Annotated in this window: 15 protein-coding genes and 2 pseudogenes; 4 read left to right on the forward strand and 13 right to left on the reverse strand. The window is 34.1% G+C overall.

The genetic code is table 11. The features are described from left to right. Positions 1-230 precede the first annotated feature (230 nt). Both QRE67_RS12770 and QRE67_RS12775 read right to left on the reverse strand, forming a co-directional pair. Complete coding sequence (locus tag QRE67_RS12770) at positions 231-2,024, reverse strand: ATP-binding protein (RefSeq protein ID WP_286120556.1); 1,794 nt, start codon at positions 2,022-2,024, stop codon at positions 231-233. A 326-nt stretch (positions 2,025-2,350) separates the two neighbouring features. Continuing rightward, positions 2,351-3,205: an HAD family hydrolase gene (locus tag QRE67_RS12775; protein ID WP_286125275.1), complete on the reverse strand. Its 855-nt coding sequence runs from the start codon at positions 3,203-3,205 to the stop codon at positions 2,351-2,353. A gap of 219 nt (positions 3,206-3,424) precedes the next feature. On the opposite strand from QRE67_RS12775, the pseudogene QRE67_RS28885 reads away from it, so the two are divergent. Next, positions 3,425-3,589 (forward strand): annotated as a pseudogene (locus QRE67_RS28885) (PadR family transcriptional regulator); the annotation flags it as partial. A 99-nt stretch (positions 3,590-3,688) separates the two neighbouring features. Here QRE67_RS28885 and QRE67_RS12780 read toward each other — a convergent pair. Continuing rightward, a complete protein-coding gene (locus tag QRE67_RS12780) occupies positions 3,689-3,844 on the reverse strand; it encodes a DUF1540 domain-containing protein (RefSeq protein WP_286120557.1) in 156 nt (51 codons plus the stop codon). Between the two features lie 189 nt (positions 3,845-4,033). Between QRE67_RS12780 and QRE67_RS12785 the strand changes: the two genes are divergently transcribed. Further along, positions 4,034-4,420 (forward strand): hypothetical protein, encoded by a 387-nt coding sequence (locus QRE67_RS12785; RefSeq protein ID WP_286120558.1) that lies wholly within the window; start codon positions 4,034-4,036, stop codon positions 4,418-4,420. Between the two features lie 55 nt (positions 4,421-4,475). Here the strand turns inward: QRE67_RS12785 and QRE67_RS12790 are convergent. From QRE67_RS12790 to QRE67_RS12825, 8 genes and pseudogenes are all read right to left on the reverse strand, one after another. Beyond that, positions 4,476-5,064 (reverse strand): annotated as a pseudogene (locus tag QRE67_RS12790) (CatB-related O-acetyltransferase). After that, positions 5,054-6,328, reverse strand: coding sequence for an MFS transporter (locus tag QRE67_RS12795; RefSeq protein ID WP_286120559.1), 1,275 nt, complete (start codon positions 6,326-6,328; stop codon positions 5,054-5,056). The pseudogene QRE67_RS12790 and the gene QRE67_RS12795 overlap by 11 nt, the downstream one beginning before the upstream one ends. A gap of 268 nt (positions 6,329-6,596) precedes the next feature. Then, positions 6,597-7,832: a cytochrome P450 family protein gene (locus QRE67_RS12800; protein ID WP_286120560.1), complete on the reverse strand. Its 1,236-nt coding sequence runs from the start codon at positions 7,830-7,832 to the stop codon at positions 6,597-6,599. A gap of 243 nt (positions 7,833-8,075) precedes the next feature. Next, positions 8,076-8,489 carry a hypothetical protein gene (locus QRE67_RS12805; protein WP_286120561.1) on the reverse strand — a complete coding sequence of 138 codons (414 nt, stop codon included), beginning with the start codon at positions 8,487-8,489 and terminating at the stop codon, positions 8,076-8,078. A 266-nt stretch (positions 8,490-8,755) separates the two neighbouring features. Next, positions 8,756-9,769 carry a DUF1835 domain-containing protein gene (locus QRE67_RS12810; RefSeq protein ID WP_286120562.1) on the reverse strand — a complete coding sequence of 338 codons (1,014 nt, stop codon included), beginning with the start codon at positions 9,767-9,769 and terminating at the stop codon, positions 8,756-8,758. Positions 9,770-10,060: 291 nt separating this feature from the next. After that, positions 10,061-11,251 carry a tryptophan synthase subunit beta gene (gene trpB / locus QRE67_RS12815; protein ID WP_286120563.1) on the reverse strand — a complete coding sequence of 397 codons (1,191 nt, stop codon included), beginning with the start codon at positions 11,249-11,251 and terminating at the stop codon, positions 10,061-10,063. Between the two features lie 342 nt (positions 11,252-11,593). After that, positions 11,594-12,877, reverse strand: coding sequence for an RNA-guided endonuclease InsQ/TnpB family protein (locus QRE67_RS12820; protein WP_286120564.1), 1,284 nt, complete (start codon positions 12,875-12,877; stop codon positions 11,594-11,596). A gap of 215 nt (positions 12,878-13,092) precedes the next feature. Further along, positions 13,093-13,662: a histidine phosphatase family protein gene (locus QRE67_RS12825; RefSeq protein ID WP_286120565.1), complete on the reverse strand. Its 570-nt coding sequence runs from the start codon at positions 13,660-13,662 to the stop codon at positions 13,093-13,095. Positions 13,663-13,899: 237 nt separating this feature from the next. Here QRE67_RS12825 and QRE67_RS12830 point away from each other — a divergent pair, with 237 nt between their 5' ends. Beyond that, on the forward strand, positions 13,900-14,673 hold the full coding sequence (locus tag QRE67_RS12830; RefSeq protein ID WP_286120566.1) for a Cof-type HAD-IIB family hydrolase: 774 nt from the start codon (positions 13,900-13,902) through the stop codon (positions 14,671-14,673). Between the two features lie 46 nt (positions 14,674-14,719). After that, positions 14,720-15,196 (forward strand): DinB family protein, encoded by a 477-nt coding sequence (locus QRE67_RS12835; protein WP_286120567.1) that lies wholly within the window; start codon positions 14,720-14,722, stop codon positions 15,194-15,196. A gap of 184 nt (positions 15,197-15,380) precedes the next feature. Here the strand turns inward: QRE67_RS12835 and QRE67_RS12840 are convergent, their stop codons facing one another. Together QRE67_RS12840 and QRE67_RS12845 are read right to left on the reverse strand one after the other, a co-directional pair. Beyond that, entirely contained in the window at positions 15,381-15,941 is a 561-nt protein-coding gene (locus tag QRE67_RS12840; RefSeq protein ID WP_286120568.1) for an isochorismatase family protein, read from the reverse strand. A gap of 478 nt (positions 15,942-16,419) precedes the next feature. Next, positions 16,420-17,520: a C45 family autoproteolytic acyltransferase/hydrolase gene (locus QRE67_RS12845; protein WP_286120569.1), complete on the reverse strand. Its 1,101-nt coding sequence runs from the start codon at positions 17,518-17,520 to the stop codon at positions 16,420-16,422. Positions 17,521-17,538 lie beyond the last annotated feature (18 nt).

Below are 17,538 nucleotides of genomic sequence, written 5' to 3' on the forward strand. Positions count from 1 at the left end.
TGTACAAAAACGATCCTCTAATTTTATAGAAGATCGTTTTTCCTTATGTTACTATATAAATCCATTTTGATTTTTCGACATATAGCCACGGCTATGGATAACAACAGGTGACCTGCACTCGTTTTCTCTCTTTGTTTTCACTTAGCATGGGGGCAGGAAAAGGATCTGACCGCTTCTATGCATGGCCAGATCCTTTTCCTGCCTAAAAAGAAGGGTTTTATGTCGGTTTTTTAATTCGTATTTATATATGTTAATTTTTCATAAACAACATTTTTTCGTGTCTTACTTTCAGACTGCTCAGAGAGTGGAAAATAGAGTGTAACCATCGTACCCACTCCAACTTCACTCATAATACAGATTCTTCCCTGATGACTTTCAATAATTTTATAGCTAAGCATAAGTCCGATTCCAGTTCCTTTTTCCTTTGTACTGTAAAAAGGTTCACCTAGCCTTTTGATTCTCTCTTGCGGAATTCCTATCCCTTCATCAGCAATACAAATAATAACCTCATTACTATCATCCTTATTTACTGTAATAGTGATCTTACCACCATCTGGCATCGCTTCAATCGAGTTTTGCATAATATTAATAAATACTTGTTTTAATTGATTTTCATAGCAATCAATAAATAAATTCTGTGAATCTATTTGCAATTCAATTTGGATATTTGCCATGATAGCCTTTGGATTTATTAAAGAAACGACATTTTTTAATATTGAACAGATGTTTTTCTTTTCATTTGGAATGACATCCGTCTTTGCGATTGATAAAAATTCATGAAGAATGGTTTCAATTCTTTCAATTTCTGAAAGCATGAGATCAAAATATTCTCCATGATCTTTCTTGTTTGTTTGAAATAATTGAATAAATCCTTTAATTACAGTAAGTGGATTTCGAACTTCATGAGCTACACCAGCAGCTAATTGCCCAATCGCCGCAAGTGTATCTGATTTATTAAGTAATTCCTCAGTCTTTTTCCGCTCTGTAATATCTTGGACAAGAATCATCACTTTATCTTTTAACAGCGGTAAACATCTAGCTTCAAAGAAACTAATACTACCCTTCATTGTTAGCGAGTATTCAACTATAACCATGGATTCCTTTTGCTGTACTTGTTTAATAGCGTCGATAAATTGCTCAGCTACTTGTGAAGGCAACACTTCATAAAACTTTTTTCCCATAAATAATTCTACGGGTACATAAAATTTATCTGAAGAACCAGCTTTATAATCTACAATTGTTCCATCACCATCTGTTAAGAAACATAAATCTGGGAGTGCTTGAAAAATAAGTTCTAGTTCTGAGGATTGTTGCTTTAATTGCTGCTCTATCCCTTTTCGATGTGTAATATCCACACCAACTGCCCAATAACTATAGTCTCGAACTGGAGATTGTTCAGAGATATTCGACCACATAATCGTTTTGATTTCTCCATTTTTACAAGTAAGGTTCATTTCCCAATCCCGAAAGCTTTTCCCACGAATAGAAAGTTTCTTTTGTACTTGTTTACGATATTTTTCATCAGGATATAACAGTTCTAGTGCCTGTGGATTCCCAATAATCTCTTCTGCTGTATAGCCAGTTACAAGCTCGCATTCACGATTCCATAAAATAAAATCACCATTTTTATCTAATGCGTCCACCATGATCGGCATCTTTTTTAATATCGTATGAAGTTGTTTTTCTTTTTGAGAGAGTATGTCGACATTTTGATTTTGCTGCTGAAGCTGATTCATTGCCCTATCAACAATGAGATTGGTAAGCTTTTCGAAGTATGTTTGACAAGCAATCACATTATTCTGTATTGGAAAGGCAACAAATTTCCCTACATGTTGCTCTTTTAATACTATTGGAATTTCAATCTTTGTAAGTAGTATATTATCTTCTTGATTCATTCCAAATGAAAAAAGACATTCGTTATTATGATCAAGAAGTTGATGTGAAATGTTTGTTAGTAAATAAAACTGTTCTGCCATGGTTGCTATTGTTTTCACATCAATAATTTCCATAAGCCGCGCATTCATTTTCTATCCACCTCTATATGTAAAATTAATACTAATTTTAAATCATGCTTCTCCATTATACGTATTATGACCTTATAGGTATAGAGGGCGAACACAATTATTCAAATAAATTTTATTTTTCAGCAAAATCACACTATGTTTCCACCATTAATCGTTATTTTTCAATCACATATTCACAAAATATTCAAAAAATATTCAAAAATTCCATTTAATTTTTCCGATATATTCTATATAATAAAAACCAATAAGGCTTCTATGAATCTCATAGAACACCTTACCCCTAATAAAAAGTAAAAAAGAATCCTTTATGGATTCTTTTTTACTTTTTATGCCATTACATAATGATGCAGCGCATGTGCAACTCCATGCTCTTCATTTGAAAGTGTTTCATAGCGACATATTTGCTTAATTTCTTCTACTGCATTACCCATCGCGATCGATATATGTGCTTTCTCCATCATAGAAACATCATTAAGACCATCACCGATTGCAACGGTATTTTCAACTGGGATGTTAAAATGTTTTGCTAATGTGTATAGGCCATTTCCCTTTTGAGCATCACGATGATTAATCTCTACGTTATGCCAATACGAAGCTGTAATAGCTAATTCAGTATTATGCTGAAACTGTTCTTTTAGCTTTTGTAATTTCTCGATGTCATATGAGAACGGTAAAAGTTTATGAACATACAACGAATCTTCTAGTAGTGGTTTACAGCTTTCTGTAATGTGAAACACAGTATGCTCTAGGTATAGTGCTGCGATATTTTCTAGTTCTTGCAGATCAATATCTTTATTCGAATTTTTAATTTCATCGATTTCAAGGTACACACTTTCTTTACCATACTTTGGAACGTATACTCCTCTATCTGTATACAGTTGGTAATACATTCTATTTTTCTCTAGATACTCCACAATTTCGAATGCATGTGTGTTTTGAATTGGATATCTCTTCATTATTTGTTGATCCATAAAAATAAGAGCTCCATTTTCTGCGATAATCGGACATTGTAAATCAACTTCTAGTAAAAGACGCTCGATATCTACAATGGAACGTCCTGTACAAATCGCCACAACATGCCCTTGCTTTTGGCATTTGCGGATTGCTGCCGCATTTTCTTTACTAATCATTTTATTTCCTGAAAGAAGAGTACCATCTAAATCAATTGCGATAAGTTTCATCATCCTGTCACCACTTTCTCTGTATAAACCCACGGTTCATTAGAAGTATAGATGAAAACAAGGTATCGTTTTCACACTTACCCCATTAAGTACCCTTTAGTTATAATTTATGAAAAGCGTTTCAGGTCAAGAAATATTTTCATCTCATTCAAAATTCCCAGTTGAAATATGAACAATATATTACAAAAAGGAGTTTCTAATATATCCTTTTTATATATTAAAAAAGAACTATTAACAACTTGTCAAAAAGTCCTTCATAAACAATTAATGTCCATTCAAACTCTAGGTGAAACAACAGTTTTTGTTTCTGAAGTTGTTCAATATAGTAAATCCCGCATTGAACATGAGCTAGCTTGGATTTCAACACTTATGAAAAAAATATAAAAACTGACAAGAAAAGTAAAAAACACGAATGAAAATGAAATTTATTATCAATACTATAATTAATAAAAGGGCAACCACCATATGGTTACCCTTTATCGTTTAAGCTTCTGGTGTAAATGTTTTGCAATCTGTTTCTTCCGTTGTAGACGCATGCTTTCCTTTATGACTGACTACATAAATTGCATCTGCGTTACATTTGTTTCCATTGCCCCAATAGTGACAGTTGTTTACTTCACAAAGAACATCTTGTGCCATAAGTATCACACCTCCTTATTTCTTTAGCATTAACAGTTTTAGGAGGTATGATACTTCTATTTATTATTTGTATCGATACTACTCTTCCTAGCTATCATACAAAATTCAATAAAGAAAACAATTTTCCCCAATTTTTTTTTGTTATATACTTTTATTTATTATTTATTAAATAATAAAGGGGATTATATAATGAAGGATCCTTGGAATCCTACAAAAAAAGAAATCATTGAATGGGCTTATAAGGAACGTACCTTTCTTCCTGAGCAAGACTGGGATTTAGCGATATGTACTAATTTTGTGGAAACTATATTGAATATTGCAAGTGATGAAAATTGTCCAAAGCAAGATTTTTTTCTTCATTGTTTATATCTATTAGTTGGAGATGCTATACGTACACACGGAAATACATATAATATAGAATCTCTGCAAAATATCTTACAAAGTGCAGCAAATTCAACGAATACAGATATTTTAAAATGGGTAGAGCGCTCCCGAACTCTTCTATCTAGGCCAGAAACATTTTGCTATGATTTATGGTGCGATGGTGGCTTCGTTTATAAAATTGATAAAAAATAAAAGAAGAGGACTAAGTCATCGGAAATTAGTCCTCTTTTTTGTATATTTTCCATTATTAAGATGATTTCACTTTTCGCAATGCTCCTATATCTTCACTTACAATTATATCAATACTTGAAGAAAATTTTTTAATATCAAAATCCCACCATTTTATTTCTAACAATTCATTTATCACATCATCTGAAAATCTCTTTTTTATCTCAGTAGCAGGATTACCCCCAACAATTGTATATGACGGAATAGCTCCATCCCCTATTTTAATTCCTGGCATAATCGTAGCATCCATACCAATCCAAACATCACTCCCAATTATGGTATCGCCTTTTAAAGGTAAATCAGAAAGTGAAGGTGTGTACTTTTCCCAACCGTGGCCAAGAATATTGAATGGATACGCTGTAAATCCGTCTATTCGATGATTCGCTCCATTCATAATAAACGTAACACTAGATGCCACACAGCAAAATTTCCCCATTATGAATCGATTACCGATGACTTCATAATGATATAGAACTTGATCTTCGAATGTCTCTCCATGTTTTGAATCATAATAAGAATAATCGCCTACAATACGTAATTGTATTTTTAATAAAATGAACACTCTTATTTCCTTCTATCGGATATTTCACATTTGGATTAGGATTCATGCTGGATAGTACCTCTTTCATTTGAAGCAGCGGCAACTGGTTTTAGGTTATATATCGGCAAAATAAATAATAAACCAATAATAAATAGTAATGCTGTTCCTTCATACATTGTACTGAGTGAAAATGCTTCTTTTAATGAACCAGCTATACTCATCGTTAATACCATTGAGCCTGTAAATAAAGGACTCAAAATCCCATTTACCCGTCCGATAAAGTCTGTATCTGAGTTTTGAATAATAAGTGTATTTATCCCAATTTGGATACAAGGAAGAGCTAGACCACTGAAAAACTGAGCGATAAGCGTGAGCCATAAATTTGTAGAAAATCCGATAATACCAATACCAATAGCCTGTGCAAACATTCCGAGAATTAACATCTTTTGCGGAGCAACGTTTTTCGCAAATATCATTGCTAATGCTCCACCAATAATCATTCCTGCACCATTTACAGTTAATAACCATTGTAAGCTTTCTTTCGATAAACCTAATTGTTCTGTAACGATAAAAATTCCGAGTGGTTGGATAAGACCAATGCCTAATCCTGCTGCCATAAAACATAACCCAAGTAATGTTAATGTTTTCTTTGATTTAACATACCTTATACCGTCCGCCATTTCTTGCAATAAGCCAATTTTTTTCTTTTCTTCCTGTTCTTCTAGGTCTTTTGGAAGAAAGAGTAATACGAAAGCCGCAAGTAAAAATACACTACCTGTTACGACAATCGAAATATAAATTCCAAAGCTTTGAAACACAAACGTACCAAGTATAGGTCCTAACACCATAAATATTGCGAAAATCGTTTGATACAATGACATTCCTATTTGCATTTCTTCTGTAGACAAATGCTGTTTAAACAGCTTCATACCTGAAGGCTGTGAAAACTGTGAAAGTATCGCAGAAATAAGTGTAACAAAAAAAACCACTTTCCACGTTCCAAATATAAGTGTGAGCAATACCGCGAAGACTGATAATGAACTTAAAACCTCACACCAAATCATCGTCTTTTTCGGTCGCCACCTATCAGCAAATGTCCCACCAATAAAGGAAAAGATAAATATTGGTGCAAATTCAGCAACTGAAATCATAGAAATCGCGAATGGATCACCATTCGTCATTTCCATTACATAAAGCAGTACAGCGAAATTTCGAACCCATATTCCTACCTGCAAACATAATGCTGAAACAAGAATTGCTTGCACAAATCGATTTTTTAATACTTCTGATACACTACTACTCTCTTGTTTCATTTCCACTTTCCCTGACATAAAAAGCCCCCTATTTTACATTCTGAACAGGAGGCAGCACAATCATATTAAAAAGACAGTATATTCGCAGCGCGAAGACACTTCTCTTTTACATAAAAATGTACAGACTAATCCTATTCAGAAGAATATTTCGTTTTATAACGAATGTCTCTTTGAAAATAGAATTAGTTAATCATTGGATGTCTTCACCCTTCCGTTTCGATTTTAAATTACACATACATACTCTATGTGAACAAAATAATATGTATGCATGTCTCAAATACCTATTCTAGAAAATTAACGGTAATTCCTCTAAAGAACGCATTAAATAATTGCCCTGCCATTTGATTTTTTCTCGCTCACCTTTTATTTGTACTGTAGGCATACGTCTTAGCAAAGTTGAAATTGCAATTTTCGCCTCTAAACGAGCAAGTGGTGCTCCTAAACAAAAATGACTTCCATGTCCAAAGGCAATGTGCCGATTATTTTCTCTTGTTATATCAAAAACTTCTGGATTTACAAAGACATTCTCATCACGATTTGCTGAAGCTAATGAAATAATAACCACATCCCCTTTTTGAATTTCTTGATCATGAATCATAAAAGGTTCAGCTGCCCAGCGTGCGGTTGTAATTTCAACTGGAGAATAATAGCGTAATCCTTCTTCAATTGCTGAATCAATAAGTTCTGGTTTTTCTTTTAGTAATTGAAGCTGTTTTGGATTCTCAAGTAACGCCAATACTGTATTTGTAATAAAATTTACAGTTGTTTCATGTCCAGCTACAATGAGTAACACAATCATCGAATAAAGCTCTGGCGCACTTAACTTACTCCCTTCACTTTCTGCTTGAATTAATGCGCTAACTAAGTCTTCCTTCGGCTCCTTTCTTTTCATATCAACTAAATATTGAAGATATGTAATAAACTCAGATAATTTCACTTCATTATCTTTTATCTCTTCAGGAGTTTCAGGTGAAGCAATTACCGCATGAGACCACACTCTAAATTTTTCTTGATCTTCTGTTGGTATACCAAGCATTTCACTAATGACATTGATTGGTAATGGGAATGCATAGTCGTTTACGAGGTTCATAGATTGTTGCTGCTGTACGTTATCTAATAAATAATCGGCAATCTTTTGAATGCGCCCTTCTAATTGTGAGATCATCTGAGGGGTAAATGCTTTTTGGACAAGTGATCGTAACCGGTTATGATCAGGTGGATCTGAATTTAACATGTGTTTCGTTAAATGATCTCCGTTTTCTATTGATAGAAATGGTTTGAGCTCATCTTTTGAAAATACATTTTCAGGATTTTTCTTTAAGCGGGAATCTTTTACAAGTGGTAATGCATCTTCGTATCTTGTTATAAGCCACTCTGTACCCATATCCCCTTTATATACAGAAAAGATTGGCTGTGAAGCTCGTGATTCTTTATAAATCTCATAGGCATCTTCTTTAAACTCTGCGGAAGCTAACTGGATATTCCCAAGTGTTTTTCGGGTAACCTTGTTTTTGAAAGACATTGCATTCCCTCGCTCTCATGTATTTGTGGAAATCACTTCCACACATGCATTATAACGCAATTAAAATAAGAAAATTGTAAATATTCCACTTTGATCTTACTTTATATATTGAAAAATAATAACGTGATGTACATTTTCACAAAACAGCAGGAGAATAGAAAAATATATTTTCTACTCTCCTGCTTAAACTTGAAAAATCTTCAATCATAGATGGAAAATTCTTTTTGTTCGTTGAGTTTATTTCTAACCAAAACACATAAAATTACTAATTTGCTGGTATCTATAACTCACTTTCCGGCGACGCCCGCCTTGCCAAGTGTATCCTGATACTCCATTTCTTCTGACCTCAGTTGGGAAAAACCATAAATCTCTTCCAAAAGGTCCTGGTCGATGTAATCGTAAGTATCCCCATCTCCCTAAACAATTACACATCCATGTTTTCAAATTACCGCTTTGTGTAGGAGTAGCGAATGTTGATGGTAAAGATGGTACTTGTTGGGGAGGTGCTGACGTTGGAGCATCTTCAGCATCATCAGGTCGATATTCTTCATGCTCAGTTTCTCTTATTTCACTAGATGATTCATACCCAGGATGTTGTGGGTTATAATATGGTGTTTGACCATAACCTACTCCTGGATATATTGGTTGATTATACATATAAACGATCACCTTCTTCTTATTTGTAACTTCAAAACATTAATATGTGATATCCCCCTTATAGGAAGCTTATGTACAGCCCAAATTCTTCTTTCATAATTTCATTTATACAAATGGATCGGTTTATAAAACAAATAAGAACATGAGAATTTTCCTTTTGACCAGCAATTCGCGAAACAAATATAGCTCATATTTTTGAGAAGGATTCCTTCAAAAATATGAGCTATATAAATCTATTTTGATGTTTGTTTTTCTAAATCCTATCATTATTTATTCAACTTAACACTATAATAGCGCATTGATTTTAATGTACCTTCCATTTCAAAAACACCTTGCTGGATTAACGTACGTAATCGGTATTCGATAAAGTCATCACCGATGTATTGCTCTCCATTACCAAGTACCTCGCCAACTAATCTTGCTGATTTGTAGAAAGTATCTTCTGTTTTTTCTAACTCAAGTTTTGTTGCACATTCAATCATGAAAGAGTCCAAGTAATCTTCTTGTACAGAAAGAACTTTATTGTCTTTCCAAATTCGTAATACATCCGTAGTTTCGGAGAATGTTTCCCATTCTTTTTCAAGTTCCTTACGTGCATTTTTTGTTAATAATGGACCCTTACCATACTTTTCACGAATAACTGCTAGCTTCTCTGGTGGTAATTCTCCTGTTGCACGAATACTATAATCTTTTGAAAATAACTCTTTATGAGCTTCTGACGTATTAATTACACGGATATTATTTTGTTCTTTTAACTGCGCAAGTGTAAAATAAAGTCCGATATGTTCATGGGCATTGTCTGCCTTCCAGATTGTGATTGGGATATCTTTCGGAATAGATTGTAATTGTTCCATTGTTTCTAAAAATCTTGGTAAATACTCTTCTTCAAAATAAAGATCATATGAATTTAAATTTCTTGATAACCATTGTTGGCGTGCTGCTTGCCCAGATTGCAATTCCAATTGATGAATTGGACCGATAGAGAAGGCATCTGAGAATGAAATAACATGCTCTTGACGTAAATCTGCTTGACTAAGCATGTGCTTTAAACAACCTGCTGGCGAGTCGCCAAATGCAATATGTACATGCTTACTGTCTGTAATATTTAGTTTTGGTTTTTGCGATTCAATCAATTGCTTTGGTATTTCTGCTAACATCTTGATTGTTTCTTCATCTATATTATTTTCAATTAATTCAAATTGGAGTAGAATGTGATGGAGTAACGATTTCGCCTCATCTTCTGGCATATTATCAATTACTTTACTTAATTTGTCAGTCATGTATTTCCCTCTCATTTCTTTACTAATGTAATTTATAGTGTACCATATATTACTTACCCTGCTACATTTTAAAAACATACTCTTAGCCTAGCTCTATACTCACTAAAAGAAATGAAAAAGATACCCAACTATACAGTATGGTATTATCCCCTTTAAATAGACAGAAAAAAGAGTCCACTTGGTATGATGGACTCAGTACTGTTTATCAATTAACTATATGTTAAAAAGCAAGGATACCTTAAAGTAGCCACTATTTAAAACCATTCTCCATTTATATTAATAAAAAGTCACTTATTTTTGGTTAATCATTTCAAATACTTGTTGTACGTCTTTGTCGCCGCGCCCTGATAAATTGACAATAATCCTTTGATCGTTTGGTAAGGTTGCAGCTAACTTTATCGCATATGCTACTGCATGAGAACTTTCTAATGCCGGAATAATACCTTCAACACGAGACAATTTATGAAAAGCTTCCATTGCTTCATCATCAGTAATGGCCACATATTGTGCACGTCCAGTTTCTTTATAATAACTATGCTCTGGTCCGACACCTTGATAGTCCAGTCCTGCAGCAATGGAGTGCGCCTCTGCAATTTCTCCATTTTCGTCTTTCATCATATAGCACTTAAATCCGTGGATGATACCAGGCTCTCCTGCTGTAAGAGGCGCTGCATGCATCCCTGTTTCAATCCCTTTACCACCCGGTTCAACACCTACCATTTTTACTTCTTTATCATTATAAAATGGAGCAAATAATCCAATTGCATTACTCCCTCCACCTACACAAGCAACCAAATAGTCAGGTAGACGTTGTTCTTTTTCAATGTGTTGTGCTCTTGCTTCTCTTCCAATTACAGCTTGGAAATGACGAACAATCGTTGGGTACGGATGTGGTCCCAGTGCAGAACCTAATAAATAAAATGTGCCTTCATAGTTTTGAGCGTAATCTTCAAGTGCTGCATCTACTGCTTCTTTAAGAGTACGTCCCCCTTCTTGAACAGCAATTACCTTCGCTCCTAATAATTCCATACGAAATACATTTAATTGTTGACGTTCTGTATCCATTCCACCCATATAAATCATACAATCTATTCCGAACATAGCACATGCGGTAGCCGTAGCAACCCCGTGTTGCCCTGCTCCTGTTTCTGCAATGATACGTTTTGCTCCCATTCTTTTCGCAAGCAAAATTTGCCCTAATACATTGTTAATTTTATGAGCTCCTGTATGATTAAGGTCTTCTCGTTTTAGGTAGATTTTTGCACCACCTATCTCTTCACTCAAACGCTTCGCATAGTACAATGGATTTGGACGCCCTACATATTCTTTAAGATAGTACTCATATTCTTCTATAAACTCTTGATCATCTTTGTATTGATTAAATGCGTTCTCCAAGTGAAGTAGAGCCTCTTGTAGTTGTTCTGGCACAAAACTGCCCCCAAATTCTCCAAAATATCCATTTTCCGCTTGTAATAAATTCATGTTAATTCCTCCTTGTAATTTTTAAATATTGAATGAAAAAAGTAAAAAAATGCAAAAAGCCCTCTACATGCATAAAGCATGTAGAGGGCGATATATACGATTATACCGTGGTGCCACCTCTTTTAGTTCCTTGTCACATAGACGAAGAACCCTCTCGTTTTTGGATACGGAATAATAAATTCGATATCCTCATCCTTTTGACCACTCCCACGGCTGAAGCCATGGGATTCTTTTTCGCAAACATCTCACTTACTATGTTCCAAAGAAACAAGCAGAGGCGAGACTTGGGCGAACAACTCTCGATAGAAAAACACGCTAACAAGAGGGCAAAGTCTGTGCCAACTACGCCATCCGACAGGCGATACTTTTTTTCAAAAACCTTTTATACCAAACTGGTTGTTTATATACAACCGATACGATTGGTTGTACGTCCATCTCATGCAATTTACGCGCAATGTTTTGTGCACCATTTACATCTCGATGGATTTCTGTTTTGTGAACAGAACATATAAAACGACGTCCGTTAGCTTTGTGTCTTCCCCCACAAAATGGACAGTCTTGTGACGTATAGATTTCTTCTGTTTTTTCCACTTTGATACCTTTTAGCTTTGCTTTATACGTTAGCTTTTGTTTGATTTTCCCTTGATTCCAAAGCGATAATTGTTGTCGTCTTTTTTTGTTGTTTTTTTGTTTCTTTTTTACATTTTGTTTTGTGTTTTTTTCAATTCCTGATACATTTCCAATCACAAAATGTGTCACTTGTTCTTGTTCTAAAAATTGAACCACTTCTTTTGTTGTTTTATGTTCTAACTGTTCAATTTGATTTTTACTTTTTTGACGGATTCGATTTCGTGCTGTTTTGTATTTTTTCCATTGACGAGAACCTTTTTTACACCGAGACATTTTTTTACTCAGGTCTGCTAATGCTTTAGCACGAAATTGTGAAATACTACGTATAGCTCTTCCAGAAACCAATAAGGCTTTGTCCTTTGTTGCGACCGTTACTGTATGGATTTCACCTAGATCTCCGCCCGCGACTTTTTTCTCGTACTCGGATATATCTTTTTCTGGAACAGCCACTGAATAACAAAACCAATACGCACCGTTACGCCAAACAATCTCCGCATAATTACAATCTTTCACATCATCCATTGCTAAGTTTGGGATGGATACCGCATTGTTTTTCTTTGCAATCGATTCGTTCCAATTTTTCTTCTTCTTTTTTGTTAATAAATCGACAAGGTTAACTTCATAATTCACACGTTTGATTTTAATTATTATGTCTGTGATTTCCATACTTGCCTTTTTTAATGGAATACAATAATAATATTTTCTTCGCCATGGATACTTTACTTTTTTATCCGTTTTTCTTAATTTGCGAATGGTTTCACGATTCGCTTCATATTTGTCTGCAATTGCCTGTACAGTTTGAGAATGTAGGTTGTACGTTTGTTTGCGAACAGCTTGGATTTCGGACTTACTTAACCATTTTTTCCACGTGAAATAATAGCTCGTCGCTTCACGAACAATATCATTCCAAACCGTAGCTGTTTCTCTTTGCATGTTACGAAGTTCTTCGTATAATTCTTTTTCAAATGGAATTTGAAATGCATGTGTGACAAACATGTTGTATTCTCCTTTCTTCTTTATTTCCCCTTACGTTCAATATAACAAATACATGTGTCTTTTTATATTTGCTTTCATCCCACGGCTGAAGCACATGGGCTTTCCCGCTCATAAATTCTGTAATCATTAAAATCTATTGCTTCAAATTTCTTAAGGTTTAGCATTTGCCTAAGTTTCATATAAACTTCCCTCATTTTAAATAATAGATTTATGTATCAACTCCATAATCTCTTAACTTTAATTAAACTTTCATTTTTAAACTCTAATTTATAAATATCAGGCTTTGATGTACTTTTCCAGAAATCATATCCATAACGGTCATCGAAGTAATTCATAATTATTGTCATAATGTTCCCATGTGTTCCAATAACAATATTCTTCCCTTCATAATCTTTTAACAAATTCTTGATGATTGGAATTGATCGATTTTGAGCTTGTAATGTTGATTCACCTCCTGATAAACAATAATTTTTATCTTCAAAAGATAGTTTGATAGCTTCTAATATCTCATCTTCAGAAAGCTTATAATCTAATCCTTTAATTGGTCCTTCCTTTAATTCATCATATTCTTTTATAGTTAAGCCTTTATGCATAGCAAGTGCTTGTACAGTTTGAACTGCTCTTGTATAAGAACTTGATACAATTACATCAATATCCTTATCAATTAATAATTCAGTTACCTTCTTTGCATCTATTTCACCTTCTTTAGATAATCTTCTCGTTTTCTCTTCTCCAAATTTAAATGGCGATTTTGCATGACGTACCATATATATTACAGGAGTCAAAATTTACCCCCTCCTTATTTAATTTTTAATATTTCAATTTTACCAATTTTTCATAGTAAATTGCTGCTTAATCCAAGCCTTATTCCACAATACTTCCTTTAGTTTAAAATATGGACTCAAATCCAGTTGCTCATTAATATATTTACGCTTATATTATTAGAGTGCGTAATTTTCTGATTTTTTAATTTTAGGTACTTACCTTCTAACTTATTTATTAATTTTTAAAGGAGCTATCTTATGAATTATAGAATTGTATTTTTTGATGTTGATGGAACTCTTACACATCATGAAAATGGTTGTATTTCAGCTAATACTAAAGAAGCTATAAAAGCACTGAAAAATAAAGGGTTAAGGGTGGTTGCAGCAACAGGAAGACCGTTATCCATGTGCAATGAAATAAGAAAATTAGGAATAGATACGTTCATCACAGCAAATGGGGCTTATGTGAAGCACAATCAAGAAGTTCTTCATAAAGTACCAATGGATAAAAACATCATTCGAGAAGTGGTTGAATTTGCATATATTGAGAATAACGGGCTGTCATTTTTTACAGAAGATTTTAGTATGAACGGTGTAGAAGATAAAGAAATACTAACAGCATTGAACGAAACGTTGTCATTGAATGATTATCCAACTATAAATAAACATATTTATAATCAAGAGGTCTATTTGATGTGTTTGTATGCTACTGACGAAACGGTAGAGAAATACATTCACAAGTTCCCACATCTAACGTTTAGCAGATGGCATCCTTTTGTTTTAAATGTATTACAAGAAGAAGTATCCAAATCTTTAGCCATCAAAAGTGTCTTACAGTATTTTGACATTGATAAATCAGAGGCTATTGCGTTTGGGGATGGAGGAAATGATATAGACATGTTGGAATTAGTAGGACTTGGGATTGCTATGGGAAATGGTAATGAACAATTAAAAGCAGTTGCAGATTTCGTCACAAAAAAGTCAAGTGAAGATGGAATCAATTTTGCTCTAAGAAAGCACGGAATTATTTAAGCATTCATAAGAAACTGATATTTTATTTATGTTTGGAGTGATTTCTTTGCTAGATCTGTTTCAATATAATTGGCAAGTTAGAGAAGAATGGTTTAAATGGTGTGAAACAATTCCGAGTGAAGAGCTTATGAAAAAACGTACAGGTGGTATGGGGAGTATTATACATAATTTATTTCATGTGATTGATTGCGAACAATTATGGGTTAATCAAATGCAAGGAACTACTGTCATTAACAAGGACATAGATACGATTTCTAGCCTAAGCGATGTAAAGACATTTTCTAATATAACCAAGTTAGTAACAAAGAGATTTATAGAGTCGTATGCTCTTGATTCTGATGAGAGAATTTTAGAAGTTAAGAGTAAGAATGGTAACTCATTTTCGTTTACTTATGAAAAAATCATGCGTCATATCATTACTCATGAAATTCATCACATTGGACAGTTGTCTGTTTGGTCACGAGAAATGAGTATCAAGCCGGTTTCATCTGATTTATTAACAAGAGATTATTTAAGAATCTAGTTCTCTCCCCTATTTTTAGGGGAGAATCCTTGACAAAAGGTGCTTTCATGTACAGAAAACACCTTTTCAGTCTACAACTTTTTTTAACAGTCTATTTCAAAGTCTTTTGAACGAAGTTTTCTACCTGTGCCCTGTTCATAAACTATTTTCGTCACTACAAGCAATAATAATGGCTTAAAAGAGATTACCGATACTGATCATGGTTAGGCTCAAATAAACGGTCTTGAGCATTTCTTACAACAGCAAAATTGTCTACATTGTAATGTCCATGAAGGATCTCATTGTGATGGGAAATGATTTTCTCAGCAGACAAAATCTTAGAGTCTGTCGTCGAATGTCCATCCCCTACGAGAGTTACATCAAAAGAGTGGACTGTAGCCGTTCTTACAGCCGTATCGATGCAATGTTCAGTCTTACATCCCATAATAACTAAATGACCTACTTGATTATCTTTTAAATATTGAAGCAAATCCGTTTTGTAAAAAGAATTGGTCGCCTCTTTGTCTATAAAAATTGCAGTATTGGTTGGAACCTTAATTTCATTGTGAACTTGAAAGCCAGCACCCTCCCCATTGGCAACATCTTTATCTCTTACAAAAATGATAAGTGCAGCTTCTACTAATGCTTGATTAATTACGTTATTTATATTCGCAATCAATCTATTTTTCTTGAACACTTCCTTTTCTTCATGGTTTCCGTCAATTAACTCTTGTTGGGCATCAATAACTAATAATGCTTGATTCAATAATATCCCTCTCCTCTGTGCTTTTAATTGTTGTAGGTATTCGACAAAATAATTGAAATTCCTGTTGTTTTCAATTAGAACTACTGTTTGTTCTAAAAAATTTACCTCTCAGTACGAAAAAAACGTAGTTGCTAAACTAACCTGCCTCGATAGTAGATTAGCAGCTACAATTTTTCAAAGTACTTTATTGTTCTTTAAATGACTTTATTATTCGTATACAACACGTTCTTCTATTCGATCTACCAGTTCGTTATAAATTCAATGCAAAATCTGATCAAATTAAAGCTAAAACACTCTATCTTGGAGAAAAAAGAAGGAGCTGTAGCGTTGAAATAAAGTTTGATTATTTCTGTGATCCTTCTTCCATTAAAGCGCCCTTTTCTTGAATAAGTACATAACTTGTATTAGCTTAGTAACCACCTTTATTAGCAAGAAACACTGCTCCTTAAACATTGTCTATGGTTTTGAAATATATTTACTATCTCAATATTCTCCAAAAATCCGGTCCATAGTTCCTATTCTCAAATTTAACTGGAAGTCGTGTCTTTGAAAAATTATCACCAACGTTTATCTTATATAATTTATTCTGTAAAGGAGAACCAAAGGAAAACTCAAGTTGACGATCAGTAAGATTAAACAAAACTGAATGAACTGTTCCAAAGTTCTCTTTGTAATTATGAATTGACACCCCTTCTGGAAACTCCGTTAAAAGAAGTTCTTTAATTTCGTAAACAGATCTCTTACCATTAACACTAAACTTATTCTCTAAAACATTATATCGCAGCTGTGATTGATCTAGCTTACCTGGTTCGAGACTTTCAATTTCAGGAAATAGTCCATGATTTGTTGCGATTAAATAATCTAGTTCTGCTTTTTTTACTGCTTTAACTCCATCATACGTTCCAACTAAAGCTGCCTCTCCATTTGCATCCGCTAAAAGTAAATTCATATTCGTTCCCACAGGCATGTTTTTCACAGCATAAACGGCTTCTTCAATATTTTTGCACGTCTCTAGTACAGCTCTAACAATAACCATAAACTGCAACCCAGTGACTGCTGGTTCTCTCATACCTGGATATTTACCTATTGGCATGCCACACGAAGCAAAGGCTACACATAGACCTTTCTCGTTTAATCCTTCACTCCGACCAAATGCAGATACAGAGAAACCAGTATGCGTGTAACTTCCATCTACTTTAGTTGTACAAAGGCGCATATCTGAAATGTTAGGAGAGAGGTCGTAGTTTCGTACTACGTATGTTTTACCATCAGCCATTTTTTTTGGCGAAATTGCGCCTAGACTACATCCTCCAGGTATTAACCAGGCATCGTTATAAAACTTTAATTGATTTGGTTCAAAGCCAAAACCTTCCGCAAAACCTTCTAATTCCTCATTTAATCCCGGACAATACTCCTCGATTTGAGATCTCATTTCAAGATATGCTTTGTCAGAATCAGGTTGTTCCCTAATAAAAATTTTCTTAGCGTGTGAATTCTCACGGTATTCTAATGCTTGCTGTTTGCCAATCTCATACGAACTTCCTTTAAGATAAGTAAATTTCCCTGTATGCGTATTCATTTCAAGCTCCCCATTCTG

Origin of the sequence: Bacillus sp. DX3.1, assembly GCF_030292155.1 — a bacterium.
Taxonomy (GTDB): Bacteria; Bacillota; Bacilli; order Bacillales; family Bacillaceae_G; genus Bacillus_A.